This is a genomic window from Brenneria salicis ATCC 15712 = DSM 30166, assembly GCF_003315515.1.
In the GTDB taxonomy this organism is placed as follows: Bacteria; Pseudomonadota; Gammaproteobacteria; order Enterobacterales; family Enterobacteriaceae; genus Brenneria; species Brenneria salicis.
On record NZ_QNRY01000058.1, the window covers coordinates 1 to 18695 of the forward strand.

Genomic DNA, 18695 nt, shown 5'->3' on the forward strand with positions numbered 1-18695 from the left:
TGAATGCTATGATCGGCATAACTCAGTCCGGTTGGTGATTTGTTTTGATTTGGCGATTGATCAGATCGCTCAAACCGGATTGAGTTCCCTTCAGTGATCTACTATTAGGCGCAGTTATTTAGCGTAATCGTCAGACCGCGTAATAAACCGGCTCTGGTCTCCGGCAATAAAACAGTGCAGATAATACGCAGCGGGCTGGCGCCAAAGGCTTCCGCCGCTTCGACAATACCCGGATCTACCTCGCGCAGCGCGCTGTCCACCAAACGCGCATAGAAGGCGATGGCCGCGACGGACATCGGCACGGACGCCGCAATCGGGCCAATGGTATTGCCCAATAAAATCTGCGTCAGCGGCAACAGCAGCACCAGCAAAATCACAAACGGGATGGAACGAATGATATTCACCAACACCGTACTGAGCAGATAAACCGCACGATTCTCCCAAAAGAGATGACGATCGGTGACATAAATCAGAAACCCCAGCGGCAGACCACCAATAATGGCAAGCAACGTTGAGATCCCCACCATCTGGAACGTCTCACCGAACGCGGCGATCAAATCGACCCATAAATCAGCCATGCAGCACCTCCACGTTTGCCGTTCTTTCCTGAATATATTTCACCGCTTCCGCAACCATGACCGGTTCTGCATCATGGGTTAATAACGCCACCAGAATGCCTAACGCTCGGCTACCAATGTATTCGATTTTTCCATGCAAAATATTAACGGAGACGCCGTAACGGATCGCGACATCAGATAGCACCGGCTGCTCGGCGGATTCGCCAACAAACAGAATCTTCAGTAATGTGCCTTGCAGGTCTTGCAACAGGCGGGATGGCAATTCGAGGTTCAACGTATGCGACACCAGTTGACGGGTGAACGGATGCTGCGGCGCAGCGAAAATATCAAATACATCGCCCTCTTCCACCACCTTGCCTTTGGTCATCACGGCGACCCGGTCACAGACCGATTTAATCACACTCATTTCATGAGAAATCAGTACGATCGTAATGCCCAGTTTCTGATTAATCTCTTTAAGCAGAACCAGGATGGCGGCGGAGGTTTCCAGATCCAGCGCCGATGTCGGCTCATCACACAGCAATACTTCTGGATGATTGGCGATGGCTCTGGCAATACCGACGCGCTGTTTCTGCCCACCGCTCAACTGCAAGGGAAATGCCGCCGCCTTATCGGACAGACCGACCAGACTCAGGATCTCCGGCACGCGCCGGTCAATCTTATCCGTGGATTTTCCGGCGGCTTTCAGGCTGAACGCCACGTTATCCGCCACAGTGCGCGTCTGCATCAAATTAAAATGCTGGAAGATCATGCCGATCTTCTGACGCTGTTCACGCAAACGGCCGCCATTCAGATCGCTGACCGTGACGCCATTGACCCGTACCGTCACCGTGGTGGGACGTTGCAGTGAATTGATGGTGCGCAACAAGGTACTTTTTCCGGTGCCGCTGGTGCCGACAATACCGTAAACTTCGCCCTGGCGAATGTGTAACGTCACATTATCAACCGCGCGATTTCCTGTTTGTTTTCCCTGAGGGAAATCAACACATATTCCGTCTAACTGAATCATTTTGCCGACAGGCGTCCTCCGGCCGGCTGCCTGTCGCTGAACACGCCATTGGCCTGCTGAATAAGACAACTATTCCAGCCCCACTTTCAGTAACTTGCCGTTATCATGATCGGTCAGCAAATAGAGGCAGCCATCCGGCCCCACTCTGACTTCACGTATCCGCTCGCCACGATCCTGTAATAACCGTTCTTCCGCGACCACCTTATCCCTCTCCAGCGTCAAACGAATCAGGTTCTTCTCCGCCAGCGCGCCAATAAACAACGCATTTTTCCACTGCGGGAAACGATCGCTGTTATAGAATGCCATTCCGCTGATACCGGGAGATTTTTCCCAGTAAAAATCCGGGTTTTCCATCCCTTCGACTTGCTCGCCTTTGGCTTCAGGAATTTTCAGGCCGGTATAATTAATGCCATAAGTCGCGATCGGCCAGCCATAGTTTTTACCGGCCTGAGGAATATTGATCTCATCCCCGCCTTTTGGACCGTGCTCGTTTTCCCACAACACGCCAGTCCAGGGATTCAGCGCCATCCCCTGTGGATTACGATGACCGTATGACCAGATTTCAGGGCGCGCATTCGGCGTATTCACAAAAGGATTATCAGACGGAACCTGACCATCGGCGGTTAAACGCACGATTTTTCCCTGCAACTTATCCAGATCCTGGGCGGTGGGACGCTGGTTATTTTCACCCAGCGCAATAAACAGATAGCCCTGCTGATCAAAGACCAGTTTGCCGCCGAAATGATTGCCAGTAGACAGTTTTGGTTCCTGACGGAAAATAACCGTGAAATTCTCCAACCGTCGATAATCCGCGGACAGACGACCATAGCCCACCGCCGTTCCCGCTTTTCCATCACTGCCTTCTTCGGCAAAACTGAGATAAATACGTCGATTCTGCGCAAAGTCGGGAGAAAGCGTCACTTCCAGCAGTCCGCCTTGCGCATTGGCATACACCGCAGGTACACCCGCGATAGGTTCGGAAAGCCCGCTATCAACCTGCCATCGGCGCAGGTTGCCCGCACGCTCGGTAAGCAACATCCCCTGATTGTCTGGCAGGAAAGTCAATGACCACGGATGATCGAGCTTATCCTGCAATACCGTTACCTTAGGCGGGGCCGCCAACAAATAGCCGGAGAACAACAGAGTAGCCCCCATCAGCAGCCAACGGTGCTGGCGAAGCCAGGACAAGGGCGGTAGAGTATTATGCCGGGTATTTTGAAGCGTCCCGTGATCAGACATGATGTTGTCTCCATTCAACCGAATGTCCAGTTAATTTAGATGCCGGACAATTTTTATGCAAAAAAAGAGACGGTTTATATTTATGGATATCAAGTCAGTAATCAACCCAGGCCCCTACTCCATCATCTGACCGGGAGTGTAGAATTTTACACAGCACGGCATACTTCGATGAATAGCAACACATCGACAAAATAATTAGCAAGCTATTAATCTCATAATGTTTACTCTTTTACATAAAAATATTCGTGATTTCCCTCAACCTTATGATTATTATTGCTTTGTAGAACCGCCTTATTGATAGATTAACGTGATAAAAATGCATATTATCGATCGATGATAACGATCGTTTTGTGGTAATGTATTTTCTGCCAACACCGGGAAACAAAATAAAATCAACATACTAATTATTATAATAAAAATTATGATTTCATAGTGATAATGACCGTGCTAATCAATTTTACGACGACTACTCTGTTAACAAAATTTTTAAACAGCGGCTGCCGATTCGTAGCCCGGCACCGCTGACCACACCGGAATAACTGCACCAGAACTGTTGAGTTAATTTTATACATAATGCGCTGGACTGTGGCAGACGCTTTTACACGTTTAATATAGTGGATGATTTTAACAGGGTGGCGAACATTAATATTATCTGGTTAATTTCTATTTCTCATTTTTTTGCAGATTTTGATAGCGCCACTGAAAGAGAATTTTATGCGATATTGGAAATAATAATATTCGTATTATCTGCTAAAATTTCAGGCGGATACTATGATAAATATTGGGAACATCCCCCCTGCACTAATATCAATTTATTCATTTCTTATTACGCATAACCCAGTATTCCAACTTTATGATGCGTCGATGTTACGTCTTTATCTCTGCTGGATTGAGGTGGATTTCTCTTGCCCGGCATGTTGCGTAGTACAATAAAAAATCATATACATTTGGCAAACGACGTCACCGTCATTGCTGATCATGTGGTTAAGTGTCTGATATCGGTTTCCGATGAGCTCAAGAGACGAACATCCCTCCGATGTGTAGCTGTATAGTTTAGTCGCAGGTATAATCCCCCACTATTTTTATCGTTAAAATTCTGGATTGTTCGAAAAATGCCAAAGATTGGATTTGTTTCCCTCGGTTGCCCGAAAAACCTGGTGGATTCCGAGAGGATCCTGACCGAATTGCGTACCGAAGGTTATCAGGTCGTTCCCCGTTACAATGACGCCGAACTGGTGATCGTCAATACGTGTGGTTTTATTGATAGTGCGGTGCAGGAATCACTGGAAGCCATTGGTGAAGCGTTGAATGAAAACGGCAAAGTGATTGTGACTGGCTGTCTGGGCGCCAAAGAAAATCAAATTCGTGAAGTACACCCGAAAGTGCTGGAGATCACCGGACCCCACAGTTATGAACAGGTATTGTCGCACGTACATCAATATGTGCCGAAACCTGAACACAATCCGTTTACCAGCCTGATCCCCGCTCAGGGCGTGAAGCTCACGCCACATCATTATGCATACCTAAAAATATCCGAAGGCTGCAACCATCGCTGCACGTTCTGTATCATTCCCTCCATGCGTGGCGATCTGGATAGCCGGCCGATCGGTTCCGTGCTGGATGAAGCGAAGCGTCTGGCCGAGGCCGGGGTGAAAGAACTGTTGGTTATTTCACAGGATACCTCCGCTTACGGCGCGGATGTGAAGCAACGTACCGGTTTCTGGAACGGGCAACCGGTGAAAACCAGTATGGTGAGCCTGTGTGAGCAACTGGCGTCGTTAGGCGTGTGGGTGCGTTTACACTATGTTTATCCATACCCGCACGTGGATGACGTCATTCCGCTGATGGCCGAAGGAAAAATTCTGCCGTATCTGGATATCCCGCTGCAACACGCCAGCCCGCGTATCCTGAAATTGATGAAACGTCCCGGCGCGGTTGAAAGAACGCTGGAGCGTATTAAACGCTGGCGGGAAATTTGCCCGGATCTGACGCTGCGTTCAACCTTCATCGTCGGTTTCCCCGGCGAAACGGAAGAAGACTTTCAGATGCTGCTGGATTTCCTGAAAGAAGCCAAACTGGACCGCGTCGGTTGCTTCAAATACAGCCCGGTGGAAGGGGCAAGCGCCAATCAGTTACCGGATCAGGTGCCGGAAGCCGTTAAAGAGGAACGTTATCATCGTTTTATGCAGTTGCAGCAAGCCATTTCCGCTCAACGTCTACAAGACAAAATTGGACGTGAACTGCTGGTGCTGATCGACGACATTGATGAAGAAGGCGCGATCGGACGCAGTATGGCCGACGCCCCGGAAATCGATGGCGCGGTCTATCTGAATGGTGAAACCGGCGTCAAGGCGGGCGACATCGTGAAAGTCAAAATTGAACACGCCGACGAATATGATCTCTGGGGTAGCCGGATTTAACCAGTCGTTGCGTTATACGCCGGTCGTTTGATGATGCAATCGACCGGCGTTTTATCCCGCCATGCTCACATCAGCGTTGAAAAATCCGTCAACAAACGCCACCGTCGCCGCCTGCTCCTTGCGTCCCCCTTGCAGGTAAAGTAGCCTTGGCAACATGACTATCCCAATAGCCTTGCCTGGGGCATAAGCATGTGGAAACGCCTGATAATCGGCCTGTTACTCACCATTGGCGTGCTGATGCTGTCTGCTGTTGCTCTCGATCGCTGGATCAGTTGGAAAACCGCACCTTTTGTTTATGATGAGCTACAAACGCTGCCGTCTCGACAGGTAGGCGTGGTATTGGGAACCGCCAAGTATTATCGCACCGGCGTCATCAACCAATATTATCTTTTCCGTATTCAGGGAGCATTGAACGCTTTTAACAGCGGAAAAATCAGTTATCTGCTGCTGAGCGGCGATAATGCGCTGCAAAGTTACAACGAACCGATGACCATGCGCCGCGATTTGATCGCCGCCGGGGTTCCTCCTGCCGATATTGTGCTGGATTATGCCGGGTTCAGGACATTGGATTCCATCGTCAGAACGCGAAAAGTCTTCGACACCAATGATTTCACCATCATCACCCAGCGTTTCCACTGTGAGCGGGCATTGTTTATCGCACAACATTTGGGGATTCAGGCACAGTGTTATGCCGTCCCTTCCCCCAAAAATATGATGACGGTACGTCTGCGGGAATTTGGCGCCAGATTAAACGCGTTGTTCGATCTGTATATTCTTAAACGGGAGCCGCGTTTTCTGGGGCCGCAGATCCCTATCCCGGCAGAGTACAAAATCCCGGATAACACGCCTGACTACCCAGCCGTTCCGCCTGAACACGTGGTCAGTCAGACACCGCCGCCAGCCGAGGCCGATAAGGTGGCCGAGCCGCCGCCGAAAATAGAGGAAACGGCGCCTTAACCGGCAAGCTATCCCGCCTTGTTTCTTATGCTGGCCGGGCAATAGCGGCGGTAAGCTGACGCCAGAGCCATTCGATCGGCCCCTGCCTAAAATAGCGTAGCCAATAGTGAGAGAAAACAAGGTTTACGGTCCAAATACAGGGAACAATAGCCGCCAGTTGCAGCCGATCGAAAGACATAAAGAATCCCAGATGATTAAACAATGCGGTGCACAGTAAGGTTTGCAGTAAATAATTGCTCAGCGCCATACGGCCAACATCACCGATCCAATGCGTGATACGCCACTGGCTGAGCATCGGCCAAAAGCCATAGCACAACGCCAGATAACCCACCGCCTGTAACGGCGCGCTTAATTCACGCGGGATCTGCAACAGCAGACCGCTCCAGCGATATTCCCACTGCACCAGCCACTGCGCGGTCACGCCAATACTGTTAATCATCAGCGCCAGCGGGATTAACCATAAGGCCATTTTGCGGTAATGACCCGGGCTGAACTCCCCTTTTAGCCAACCGCTGCGCATCAACCCGGCGCCCAGCAACATCAAGCCGGCCAGCAGCCAGCCGTATTGCACGCCTAACGATAAGAGACTGTCCGTCAGCAAATCAACCCGATGACGCCAGGCCAATGGGCCGCCCGATGTTTGCCAGAACACCTCATTAGCGATATCAGTCGCGCTGGGCAACCAGAAACGTCCCGGTTGCAGGCTGAGTAATTGGCTGAGCACCAACAGGATACAGATGCCCGCCAGATACATGATTGCCCCGGTGCGGAGTAACGCGCGGCTGTCATCGGCAAGGCGAATCATGCCGTAGCACACCAACCCCATCAGGCCGTAATCGAGCAAAATATCGCCATCCCAGAAGAAAATAGCGTGTCCCAGACCAATCAGCATCAGCCAAAAAAGCCGGGCATGCACCCAGCGCTTCCCGCGCGGCAATAACAAGTGCAAACCAGCGCCGAACAGAATAGAGAACAGAGTCAGGAATTTTGCTTGCACCAGCAGATCCATCACCACCCATGTCCAGACATCGCTCAAAGATGGCGGCCCCTGGTAGGCCGGATTCAGGTAAGCCGCTTTAGGCAAACCGAATGCCGTAATGTTAAGTAACAGAATGCCGAGCACAGCGACACCTCTGGCGAAGTCCAACGTAGCGATGCGTGATGGCGGCATGGATTGAGAAGACATGGCACTCAGGTAATTAAATCATCGGAATATTGATTGTATTAACAGAGCGCCAGAAAGCATATGTATTTTCCGCCTGTTCAACGTCCAGGGGGAATTGAGATGCAATAAACGCCGGGCGTTGCCCAACGTATATGCGGAAAAAGCGTGATTAGTCAGTGTGACGCACGGCGCGCAGGAACTCCTGACGCGTATTCTGGCTGGATTTGAACAATCCACCCAGCGACGTGGTGGTGGTGGCGCTGGTCGCATCACGAATGCCACGGGCTTTGACGCAATAATGTACGGCATCGATCGAAACCGCCACATTGCTGGTGCCAAGCAATGTTTGCAACGCGATCAGGATCTGCTGCGTCAGACGCTCCTGTACCTGGGGCCGCTGGGAGAAGAACTGTACGATGCGGTTAATCTTTGATAAACCAATTACCCCGTCTTTCGGAATGTAAGCGACGGTCGCTTTACCATCAATCATCACGAAATGGTGTTCACAGGTACTGGTCAAGGTGATGTCGCGCACGGTAACCATCTCATCCACCTTCATTTTGTTTTCAATGATGGTGATTTTCGGGAAATTGGCATAATCCAAACCGGAGAATATTTCATCGACATACATTTTCGCAATGCGATTCGGTGTCTCTGCCAGACTGTCATCGTCCAGATCCAGACTCAATAGATTCATGATTTCCGTCATATGCTCGGTGAACCGCTGTTTACGCGTTTCCCGATCCAATAGCTGTCCTCGCAGCGGCGTCTCAAGACCGCGCGCCATCAGCGCCTCGTGCACCAGGACGGCCTCTTTACTTAATGATGACATTATTATTCTCCAGCAGGTGTGACTTATGATGGCGTTGGCCGGGCCAAAACGCCGTCAATACTCTAGTTGAGAGAGAAACGATTATCCAGTGATTGTATATATGAAGCGTAAAAAAATGGAAGTGGGATAATGCAGGCAGAAAGCGGATCAAACTTACACTGGAACGAAAATCCTGAGTTGGCACCAGATTAAACGTGGTTAAGGCACTTGGATTAAAATGCCTTCCTCACGATAAAAGCACCGGACTTACGCCCGGCGCCTCTTAGTCTGCTACTAACTGGGTAACTTAAAATGTTTCCCAGTTAGTATTGTCGCTACTCATCTTCTTGCCACTGCCTGCCGCCAGCAAGTCCGGTTGCGGCGTTGGCGCCAGTTTACCCGACTGTAGTTTTTCAATCTGTGGACGTTTTTCACCCACGGTAAGTTGGAAGACCGATACGGCTTCGGTCAATTGACGAGCCTGATCTTCCAGAGAAGCGGCGGCGGCGGCGGACTCCTGAACCAGGGCGGCATTCTGCTGCGTCACCCCATCCATTTCCGTCACCGCCTGACCAATCTGGCTGATACCGCGGCTCTGTTCATCCGATGCCGAAGCAATTTCACCCATGAGATCATTCACGCGCGTAATGGCCGCGATAATCGACTCCATTGCCGCGCCTGTTTGCGTGACCTGATGCGAGCCGATATTGACACGCTCCACCGACTCGGCAATCAAACCCTCGATCTCTTTGGCGGCTTGCGCGCTGCGCTGCGCCAGATTACGGACTTCTCCGGCGACCACCGCAAAACCACGTCCTTGCTCACCGGCCCTTGCCGCTTCAACCGCCGCGTTCAATGCCAGGATGTTGGTCTGGAAGGCAATGCCGTTAATGACGCTGGTAATATCCGCGATTTTCTTGGAACTGGTGGTGATGTTTGCCATCGTTCCCACCACCTCGGTGGTGACTTCGCCGCCTTTCTTCGCGGCGATCGACGCATCCTGCGCTAATTTACTCGCCTGATGCACATTTTCCGCGTTCTGTTTCACCGTTGCGCCGAGTTCTTCCATACTGGCCGCCGTTTGTTCCAGCGCCGCCGCCTGTTGCTCGGTACGAGCGGAAAGATCGTTATTGCCGCTTCTGATTTCACCCGCGCCCTGATAAATGGAACCGGAGCTATCACGGATCGTCGTAACCGTGTTGATCAGGCTGTTTTGCATCTCTTTCAAATAAGGGATCAGTTGGCCGGCGCAGTTACGACCAAACTCTTCCAAGTGATAGCCCAGTTGACCATCGGCCAGAACCCTGAAATGGTTTTTAATCATGGTCAACGGCTTGACCAGATAATTAACCAGATAGCGGTCAGTCACGAACAGAATCAGCAACCCAATGATTACCGCGATCAGCAGTATGCTTTTATTCCAACTGACTAACTCATACACCTGAGATAGCGAATTGCTGGAAAAAGCGTCCGCGCTTGCCTGATATTTATCCCGGTTATTGCCGAACTCGACGCTCAACGCCGGGTAAACCTCTCTGAACATGCGTTGATATTGATCGGGGCGATTATCGCGCACCGCCGTTAACAGAGGATTCAAGCCGTTATCAATCAATTGTGACCAGGCTTTCGCCATGTTTTCGGTGATGGTCTTGTCAACATTGGCGTGATCGGCCGCGTTGAATTCCGCCAGCTTATTCGTGGTGTTTTGTATCCCTTCTTGCGCAGAACTAAGCCATTTTTCCGCCTCGGCCGTTTCTCCGGCCTGACGATAATCCATCGCCCGAACTAAACGGGTGACGACCCGAAAATACTGATCGTTACCATCGGCTATGGTATCGGCATTCTTTTTTTGCACCTCGCCGGATTCTAATAACGTTGTCATTTCACTGAGTGCCGAGGACATATAGTAAGATACACCTCCCCACAAGAGTAAGAATATTCCCAGGATTGTTAAAAGCATTGACCTGATGGTGATATTTGTTAAAAAATTCACAGCAGACTCCTATATATTATTTAGCGATTTCCGCCTGCGCCTTTCAAACTAAGGTGCATTTTTTTAATTGAAAACCGACTGGCATGACGTAATTTCAGAAGAGATATTAAGCCTCATTAACTTAACACCACCATCATTAAACAAATAAAATACATTTATGAAACGATTGGAGTACATTCTCTTTTTCATCTAAGGTTATCGGCAAATCAGGGCAGGACTTTACCCATTCCGATCACTCAGCACGATAAAAAAAGAGATAACAATAGCTGGTGGCTATCACTTAAAGACACCTATTCCTGTGCGATTTAACTCATTATTTTGACTATTTATTTTCAATTTCATTCGTCGATATTCTCATCCAACTACTCAATAGGATTTTTTTGGGAAAATTCTTATTTTTAATCGGCAAGGGGAAATTAGCGCCAGAGAAGAAGAAACAGGTTTTTTCGGGTAGAAAATAACCTTTTTAATCAATAGTCAGCTATTAATCATTAGACCAAGATTATTAATTTATTGACGCTCAGTATCTTCTCGTAATAAATTTTTCTTTATATTTACACAAGCATCGAACATCTCTTTAGTGTCAATAACCACACCTAACATTCATCACTAACTTCAATCTTGATGAAATATATTTAAAGGCAAGGTTAGTCTCAAAGACCAACGCCAGAAATCCGCTTAATACGTTACCGCTTTCTAACCTGTTACATAAAAGTTGCGAACAGGATCACTTAACGATATACTCACGAAAAATGAATAATCAAAATCAAGTTAGTTACGAAAAAAGAAAATTATGGATCTGACCCAGCTACGCATGTTTTGCCTCGTTGCCGAAACGGGCTCAGTTGTTCGTGCCGCAGAACAGTTTCACCGCGTGCCTTCAAACCTGACGACGCGACTTCGTCAGCTTGAACAGGAACTGGGGGCCGATCTTTTTATCCGTGAGAAGCAGCGCTTACGGCTGTCCCCTGTCGGACATAATTTTCTCTGTTACGCGCAACGTATTCTGGCGCTCAGTGAAGAAGCCATCAGCATGACCCGCACCGGCGAACCGGCGGGTAACTTTGCGTTAGGCTCGATGGAAAGTACGGCGGCTAGCTGTTTGCCGGGGCTGCTCGCAGCCTACCATCAGCGTTATCCCGGCGTATCGTTGTCACTGACCACCGGAACATCGGGGGAAATTACCGATCGCGTTCGCGCCGGAACCCTGGCCGCGGCATTTGTCGATGGCCCGGTTTCCTACGATGAACTGAACGGCTGCAAATCATTCCCAGAACATCTGGTGCTGATCTCGGATACTTATCATGCGCCGATTCACCACGCGCTGGATGTCAGGGACGATACGTTTTTCGCCTTCCCGCCACGCTGCGCATACCGTTCCCGGCTGGAAAAATGGTTCCGGGAGGCGGGCATAACGCCCGGTAATATCACGGAAATCCAGTCATATCACACCATGCTGGCTTGTGTTGCCAGCGGCTCCGGTCTGGCGCTTATTCCCGCCTCCGTATTAGAGTTATTGTCAGCGCATGAGCGTGTGCAAGTACATGCCCTGCCCAGGGATATCGCCGATACCGCCACCTGGTTGATCTGGCGACGCGACGCTTTCGGCCCTAATGTCGAAGCGCTTAAAAAGCTCATCATTGAACAATCTTCAACCTGACACCATGCTTATTAAGATTTTGCGCAATCTGTTTGCCACAAGAGGAGTTTCACCATGCAAATGATTAAAACCCGCGCCGCTGTCGCCTGGGGACCTAACCAACCCTTATCGATTGAAGAAGTCGATTTGATGCCGCCGCAGAAAGGTGAAGTACTGGTGCGCATTGTTGCCACCGGCGTATGCCACACCGATGCTTATACCCTGTCAGGTAAAGATCCTGAGGGCGTTTTCCCAGTGATCCTCGGTCATGAAGGCGGCGGCATTGTTGAAGCGATCGGCGAAGGCGTAACCAGCGTCGCCGTAGGCGATCACGTTATTCCGCTCTACACCCCGGAATGTGGCGAATGTAAATTCTGTCGTTCAGGAAAAACCAACCTGTGCCAGGCTATCCGCACCACGCAAGGTAAAGGTTTGATGCCGGACGGCACCACGCGTTTCTCTAAAAACGGTCAGCCGATTTTTCATTATATGGGCACCTCAACCTTTGCCGAACACACGGTCGTTTCGGAAATCTCGCTGGCTAAAATCAATAAAGACGCGCCGCTGGAAGAAGTCTGTCTGCTGGGCTGCGGCGTTACGACCGGCATGGGCGCGGTAATCCATACCGCCAAAGTGAAAAAAGGCGACACAGTAGCGATTTTCGGACTCGGCGGTATCGGGCTGTCAGCCATTATCGGCGCACAAATGGCCGGCGCCGGTCGGATCATCGGGATTGACCTCAATACCAGTAAGTTCGAACTGGCACGCAAGCTGGGCGCCACCGATCTAATCAACCCGAAAGACTATGACAAGCCGATTCAGGATGTGATCGTCGAAATGACGGACGGCGGCGTTGATTTCTCATTTGAATGTATCGGTAACGTGAATGTCATGCGCTCCGCGCTGGAATGCTGTCACAAAGGTTGGGGCGAATCCGTCATTATCGGCGTTGCCGGCGCGGGCGAAGAAATTTCCACGCGTCCGTTCCAACTGGTCACTGGCCGGGTATGGCGCGGTTCGGCGTTCGGCGGCGTTAAAGGCCGCAGCCAATTGCCGGATCTGGTGCAACGTTATATGGAAGGTGAATTCCAATTGAATGACTTCATCACTCACACCATGAGTCTGGATGAAATCAATACCGCATTCTATTTAATGCATGAAGGTAAGTCGATCCGTTCGGTTATCCATTACAAATAAAACCGTATTGTCCCGACCCTGCCGATTGCAAGGTTTTGCCCTCTGCTTTCCCGGACACGCCCGTAATGGTGATCGGAAAAGCGGCAACCGGCATGGACAAAGGATATCCCCAATAAAGGAGGCAGCACAGCGATGATCCCGTCACTGGAACTTCTGGAAGAGCACCGAATGTTTGGCGGATGGCAGCAGCGCTACCGCCATCTGTCTGAGACGCTGAACTGCAACATGACATTCAGCATCTATCTGCCGCCAACGCCGGATGATACTCCGCCGCCCGTGCTTTACTGGCTGTCCGGCCTGACCTGCAACGATGAGAACTTCACCAACAAAGCCGGCGCCCAACGCATCGCGGCCGAACTGGGGCTGGTGCTTGTCATGCCGGACACCAGTCCGCGTGGCGATAACGTCGCCAACGACGAAAGCTACGATCTTGGGCAAGGCGCGGGATTCTACGTCAACGCCACCCAGCGGCCCTGGGCCGCCCATTATCAGATGTATGATTACATCAGTCAGGAATTGCCCGCTATCATTGAGCAACACTTCAATGTGAACGATCGTCAGTCAATCAGCGGACATTCCATGGGCGGCCACGGCGCGCTTATGCTGGCCTTGCGCAACCCTGGCCACTATCTCTCAGCTTCCGCCTTTGCGCCGATCGTCAACCCCAGCGAGGTGCCCTGGGGACGCATGGCGTTCGAAAATTATCTGGGCAAAGACGAAACGCAGTGGCTGCAATACGATAGCTGTCACTTACTGGCGAACAGCCAACATCGGCTGCCTATTTTGGTGGATCAAGGCGATTGCGACCAGTTTCTACCCGACCAGCTACACCCGGCGAAACTGGCTGAGACGGCGCGGCAATACGGCTGGCCGTTAACGTTACGCACTCAGTCCGCTTACGACCACAGTTATTTCTTTATCGCCAGCTTTATTGAGGATCATCTGCGCTTTCACGCACAGTATCTGTCTCAGCAATAATTTCACTTACACAGGAACCGCGATTAACCGGTTCCTGTTTCTTACCCTGCCAATTGACCCAATCCATTGCAGCCGCCACTATCCATTTATCTGTAGCAAGAATTCAGCTAGCGTTTAAAAAATCTGCCCCGTTGCCGATATATAAATTTTTGGCAATGTGCTCATTCATCCCAATAACCCACGGACTTATCCTGATGAACGAGTAACGTGTGACAAAAGGGCCGAAGACAGTAACTTCACGGCGTAAGAGGATAGTAAAAACAGGCCGCTTTAGCGTCTGAAATATGGCGTTGATCATTTAGGAGTGATTGATCTTGCAAAGAAAACGGGTTTCATCTGCAGAGTTGTTCGCTATCGGGTACGATGCGGAAAAGAGTATATTGGAAATAGAACTGCTCAATGGCAGCATATATCAATATTCAGGCGTGGCACGGATGATCTATGAAGAACTTATGGCAAGCCCGACCAAATATCGATATTACTCGCGCTACATCAGAAGCTCGTTTCCCTACGAAAAAATACAGTAGCAATGAGTGGGCGGATATGACTCCGCCCGTTACTGCCGGTCAGTCGGCCAATGCCTCAACTTTATGCAATGCGGCCAGCATGACGTGTTCATCCAGCGCCAGCGGTAAATAGTGAATGGACTCGCCCGGTTTCAAAGCACGCGCAATCACCGCCTGAAGCGCTGTCCGATCATGGATATCCACGTCCAGCGCGGCCAGCGAAGTGGGTAATCCCAACACCTTGAACGCGTCGTGAAGCTGATGCAATGTGGCGTCATCACCCAGCAAGGCGCTTTGCACCAGAATGCCGTAAGCGACCTTTGTTCCGTGCAGGAATTTTTCCGTCTGCGGCAACACCGTCAGTCCGTTATGCACCGCATGCGCCGCGGCCACCCTGGTATAGCGTTCACCCAGCCCGCCGACCATGCCGCCGCCGGCAATAACGGCATCAACCACATCCAGAAAATCCTGCGTCAGTTCGCCGCGGGCAACCGCCGCCATCGCCGCGGCACTCTGCCTGAGCAACACATCGCGGATATCCAGCGCCGTTTGCAGGCCAAGACGCACCGTCAATGATAATGTGTCAGGTTGCGGACTGAGCACCATCGCTTCATACCACTTCGCCAGGGTGTCGCCAATGCCGGCCAGCAAATATTCTGGCGGCGCCGCCAGAATAATGCGCGGCTCAACCAATACCAGATGATTGGCATCGGTAAAAATTTCAAAATTCAGCGCCTGTCCGTCATCGTCATACCAGACGGACAGCGGCGTCCAGGCGGCGCAGGTCGCGGCAATCGTCGGGATAGCCACCAACGGCGCACCTACCTTGCGGGCCACCACTTTGGCGGTATCCAGCACCGCCCCCCCGCCGATGCCGATCACCACCGGGCAATGCTCTCCAGCCTGCGCCACCAGCCGGGCCACTTCACTTTCGCTACAGTGCGGACCGCACAGTACGCGGCGGGCTGAATCGGCGCCGAATTCCACGGGTAAAAATGGCTGCGCGGCGGCTAATGCGCGCTCCCCATATATCCACAAGGCGTTGTTTAAGATGGCCGGCGGATAAAATGCCAGCAACTTATTAATAGCGCCCGGAAAGGAAAAATAGTTGGCCGGGCCGACCTGTACGCGGATTGCCGTTGTGTTCATTCGCTGAAATTCCTGTATTTTTTATCATTAGGCATGAATTGATGGAAACCGACGGAGACAAGTCTGCAACACGCTTCCCGCCTGAGTCAGGCCATCTTATTCACTTACCTGATGCGTTTTAAGAATTTTTTTACTTATCTTATGCTTTTAAATTCAGACGCCAAGTCTTGCCCCGCCCTGAATAGGTATTAAATTCTGCCAGTTATGTGATACCTTTCACCTCCGTTTTCTGACGAAATTTACCGCCAAGAGCGTTATCGAACCATGACCGCTACCACCCAACAAACCCGACTGGAAATGCGCGACATTTCTATCTCATTCTCTGGCTTTAACGCCTTGAAACAGGTTAATTTTACGCTGGAGGGTGGCTCTATTCATGCGTTAACCGGCGCAAACGGCGCAGGCAAATCGACACTGATGACGATTTTATCCGGCGCCTACCGTCACTATCGCGGTGATATCATCATTGACGGCGCACGGGTGGATATTCACTCGCCGCGCGCCGCCAAACGTTATGGTATTCATCTGGTGCAACAGGAGGTGGATGTCGCGTTGATTCCCACCTTATCCGTTGCTGAGAATATCATGCTGGACACGCTGGCGCAGACCGGCCATATGCTCAACTGGCCCCGATTGTATCAACAGGCCCAGGCACTGCTCGACCAGATCGGCGTGCATCTGAACGTGCGCCAGCGGCTGGACCGGTGTTCTCTCGCCGAAAAACAGCAGGTTCTGCTCGCCAGAGCGCTATCCCATGAGTGCCGATTTTTGATTTTGGATGAACCGACCGCCCCGCTCGATCAGGCGGAAAGCGCGCGTCTGTTTCAGGTTGTGCGCCGCTTGCAGGCCGACGGCATCGGCATTGTTTTCATTTCTCACCGCATCCATGAACTAAGCGAAATTTGCGATACGCTAACCGTGTTGCGCGACGGCGAATTTGTCAGCAGCGGCCCAATGCAGGGCTTAAGCGGCGAACAAATCGTTGAGCGCATGCTCGGTCATCAACTGGATGATATTTTTCCGCCGCGCCGGTCAATACCGCAGCAAGACATATTGTTGCAGGTTGCCGGGCTGCACGATGAAACCTTGTTGCGCGACATCTCGCTAACGCTGCGCAAAGGTGAAATTCTGGGCATCGCGGGTCTGGCCGGCGCGGGTAAAACCGAACTGTGCAAAGCCTTGTTCGGCGCCAACCCCAGTCAGATCGCCAGCGGCGAGTACCGGGGAACGGCCTGGAAACCGCGCTCCCCTTATCAGTCGAATCTGAGCGTCAGCGCCAGCGACAGTTTTTCCCGCTGGGGCGTATTCAGCCATCAGCAGGCGCTTGGCTGGGCCAGACACCTGATCCGGCAACTGACGATCCGCACCACCGGCCCGATGCAGAAGCTCGCCCGCCTGTCAGGAGGCAACCAGCAAAAAGTCGCCATTGGCAAATGGTTACGCAGCGAAGCTCAGGTGCTGATTTTTGACGAACCCACCAAAGGGGTGGATATCAAGGCGAAGCAGGATCTGTTCTCGCTGATTGACGGTTTGGCGCAACAGGGCAAAGGGATTATTTACGCCTCAGGTGAATTTTCCGAACTGGTCGGTCTGTGTGATCGCATCTGCGTGCTATGGGATGGCCGCATTGTCGCCGAACTGAATGCATCAGATATTGATGAAGAAACATTATTATTGTATTCAACTGGAGGAACTCCCGCGTGAGTCACCAACTTTCACCTAACGGGGCGCTCCCCTTTCGTCACCACTTGTTCGAATTCTTGTACAAATGGGGCATGCTGATTACCGTCGTCGCCTTGATCGCCTTGTTCGGGCTGGCTTCGGATAATTTTCTGGATCCCTACAATATCATCAATATTTTACGCTCGATCGCCATCGTCACGGTGATTGCGATTGGCGTGTCCATTTCGCTGTCGGTGGGCGGCTTTGATTTGTCTGTCGGCTCAACCGCGTCTCTGGCTAATGCGCTGGTGATCTCCCTGTTCGTCTGGCATGGCTTTGGCACCACCGGCGCCATTGTGCTGACACTGTTGATCTGTACGCTGGTTGGGCTATTCAACGCGTTTCTGATTGTCGTGCTAAAAATCCCGGACATGCTGGCGACACTTGCCAGTCTATTCGTAATCCAGGGCGTGGCGATGACATACAGCTATGGCGGCTCTATCACCCAAAATATGGTGTTGCCGAGCGGCGAAATGGCGGAAGGCATCATTCCTGAATTCTTTGCCACGCTGGGGCAAGTACCGGTTATTGTCGTGATCATGCTGGCCGTCACGCTGGTTGTGCAGTTGTATTCGTCGCTGACCAAACACGGACGCAGAATGTATGCCATCGGCGGCAACCCGGGGGCCGCGCGGCTGGCGGGCATCCGCACCGCGCGCTATCGGGTTCAGGCTTATCTCTTTTCTGCGATGCTGGCGGCGCTGGGCGGCATTCTGTTGGCTTCGCGTATCGGTTCTTCGCAAGTCAATGCTGGCGGCGGCTATCTGATGGATGCTGTCGCGGCGGCCTATATCGGTTTTTCTCTGGCCGGATCGGGCAAACCGAATGCGTTGGGCACCTTGGTGGGGGCCGTCATTCTCGGCGTATTGCAAAACGGGCTGGTGATGCTCTCCGTTCCTTACTATGCCATGGACATCATCAAAGGACTGGTATTAGCGCTGGCGCTGGCGATAACCTATATTCAGAAACGTTGATTGCGATAACCGTTGATAGCGATAAAAATAGACTCACCGCGGCATCGCGGTGAGATAACGGTTAGGTATTATTAATATCCTACTCTTATCCAGACTACGCGATGACGATAATATTATTTTCACCTCTTCTGCCTAAATAACTGATCCTAATATCGCTACATTTTTACCAACCCATGATTCCCACCGGGGAATGGGCTGACAGTATTCATAAAGTGACGCACTTTTTTCAGTAACTGCCACATTGAGCGGCACTGGAGGTTTCCGGTTATCGTTTCGTGCAGCGCCTGCCACAGCCGTTCAACATGATTTACCCAGGGCGAGTAAACCGGCTGATAAATAACACGAAACTTCGGATTCT

General features: G+C 51.3%; 14 protein-coding genes and 3 pseudogenes. 9 read left to right on the forward strand and 8 right to left on the reverse strand.

The genetic code is table 11. The annotated features are described in order from the left end of the window. Positions 1–119 precede the first annotated feature (119 nt). The 3 genes and pseudogenes from DES54_RS16830 to DES54_RS16840 all read right to left on the reverse strand — a co-directional run. Positions 120–578, reverse strand: a pseudogene (locus tag DES54_RS16830) (methionine ABC transporter permease); the annotation flags it as partial. Beyond that, positions 571–1587: a methionine ABC transporter ATP-binding protein gene (locus tag DES54_RS16835; RefSeq protein ID WP_113869335.1), complete on the reverse strand. Its 1017-nt coding sequence runs from the start codon at positions 1585–1587 to the stop codon at positions 571–573. The gene DES54_RS16835 and the pseudogene DES54_RS16830, both read right to left, overlap by 8 nt. A gap of 69 nt (positions 1588–1656) precedes the next feature. Further along, positions 1657–2742: a PQQ-dependent sugar dehydrogenase gene (locus DES54_RS16840; RefSeq protein WP_169050503.1), complete on the reverse strand. Its 1086-nt coding sequence runs from the start codon at positions 2740–2742 to the stop codon at positions 1657–1659. A 572-nt stretch (positions 2743–3314) separates the two neighbouring features. Here DES54_RS16840 and DES54_RS19015 point away from each other — a divergent pair. From DES54_RS19015 to sanA, 3 genes and pseudogenes are all read left to right on the forward strand, one after another. Then, a pseudogene (locus DES54_RS19015) lies at positions 3315–3464 on the forward strand (IS3 family transposase); the annotation flags it as partial. A gap of 474 nt (positions 3465–3938) precedes the next feature. Next, positions 3939–5246, forward strand: a complete 1308-nt coding sequence (gene rimO, locus DES54_RS16845) for a 30S ribosomal protein S12 methylthiotransferase RimO (protein ID WP_113869339.1) — start codon at positions 3939–3941, stop codon at positions 5244–5246. Between the two features lie 189 nt (positions 5247–5435). Further along, on the forward strand, positions 5436–6203 hold the full coding sequence (sanA, locus tag DES54_RS16850) for an outer membrane permeability protein SanA (RefSeq protein WP_113869341.1): 768 nt from the start codon (positions 5436–5438) through the stop codon (positions 6201–6203). Between the two features lie 25 nt (positions 6204–6228). On the opposite strand, the gene yeiB is transcribed toward sanA, so the two are convergent. The 3 genes from yeiB to DES54_RS16865 all read right to left on the reverse strand — a co-directional run bounded on the left by yeiB (position 6229) and on the right by DES54_RS16865 (position 10172). Then, a complete protein-coding gene (yeiB, locus tag DES54_RS16855) occupies positions 6229–7389 on the reverse strand; it encodes a DUF418 domain-containing protein YeiB (RefSeq protein ID WP_113869343.1) in 1161 nt (386 codons plus the stop codon). Between the two features lie 148 nt (positions 7390–7537). After that, complete coding sequence (gene folE, locus DES54_RS16860) at positions 7538–8200, reverse strand: GTP cyclohydrolase I FolE (protein WP_113869345.1); 663 nt, start codon at positions 8198–8200, stop codon at positions 7538–7540. Between the two features lie 286 nt (positions 8201–8486). Further along, entirely contained in the window at positions 8487–10172 is a 1686-nt protein-coding gene (locus DES54_RS16865; protein WP_113869347.1) for a methyl-accepting chemotaxis protein, read from the reverse strand. A 793-nt stretch (positions 10173–10965) separates the two neighbouring features. Here DES54_RS16865 and ptrR point away from each other — a divergent pair. The 4 genes from ptrR (at position 10966) to DES54_RS16885 (ending at position 14513) form a co-directional block, all read left to right on the forward strand. Continuing rightward, positions 10966–11832 (forward strand): putrescine utilization regulator PtrR, encoded by an 867-nt coding sequence (ptrR, locus tag DES54_RS16870; protein WP_113869349.1) that lies wholly within the window; start codon positions 10966–10968, stop codon positions 11830–11832. Between the two features lie 54 nt (positions 11833–11886). Then, positions 11887–13008: an S-(hydroxymethyl)glutathione dehydrogenase/class III alcohol dehydrogenase gene (locus DES54_RS16875; RefSeq protein WP_113869351.1), complete on the forward strand. Its 1122-nt coding sequence runs from the start codon at positions 11887–11889 to the stop codon at positions 13006–13008. 132 nt (positions 13009–13140) lie between these two features. Further along, a complete protein-coding gene (gene fghA, locus DES54_RS16880; protein WP_113869353.1) occupies positions 13141–13986 on the forward strand; it encodes an S-formylglutathione hydrolase in 846 nt (281 codons plus the stop codon). Between the two features lie 314 nt (positions 13987–14300). Continuing rightward, positions 14301–14513 (forward strand): KTSC domain-containing protein, encoded by a 213-nt coding sequence (locus DES54_RS16885; RefSeq protein WP_113869355.1) that lies wholly within the window; start codon positions 14301–14303, stop codon positions 14511–14513. 39 nt (positions 14514–14552) lie between these two features. Here the strand turns inward: DES54_RS16885 and DES54_RS16890 are convergent, their stop codons facing one another. Further along, positions 14553–15641 carry an oxidoreductase gene (locus DES54_RS16890; RefSeq protein WP_113869357.1) on the reverse strand — a complete coding sequence of 363 codons (1089 nt, stop codon included), beginning with the start codon at positions 15639–15641 and terminating at the stop codon, positions 14553–14555. Positions 15642–15905: 264 nt separating this feature from the next. Here DES54_RS16890 and DES54_RS16895 point away from each other — a divergent pair, with 264 nt between their 5' ends. Then, on the forward strand, positions 15906–17345 hold the full coding sequence (locus DES54_RS16895; protein WP_113869359.1) for a sugar ABC transporter ATP-binding protein: 1440 nt from the start codon (positions 15906–15908) through the stop codon (positions 17343–17345). A gap of 71 nt (positions 17346–17416) precedes the next feature. Further along, on the forward strand, positions 17417–18337 hold the full coding sequence (locus DES54_RS16900; RefSeq protein WP_248290692.1) for an ABC transporter permease: 921 nt from the start codon (positions 17417–17419) through the stop codon (positions 18335–18337). 155 nt (positions 18338–18492) lie between these two features. Here DES54_RS16900 and DES54_RS16905 read toward each other — a convergent pair. Continuing rightward, a pseudogene (locus DES54_RS16905) lies at positions 18493–18695 on the reverse strand (IS630 family transposase); the annotation flags it as partial.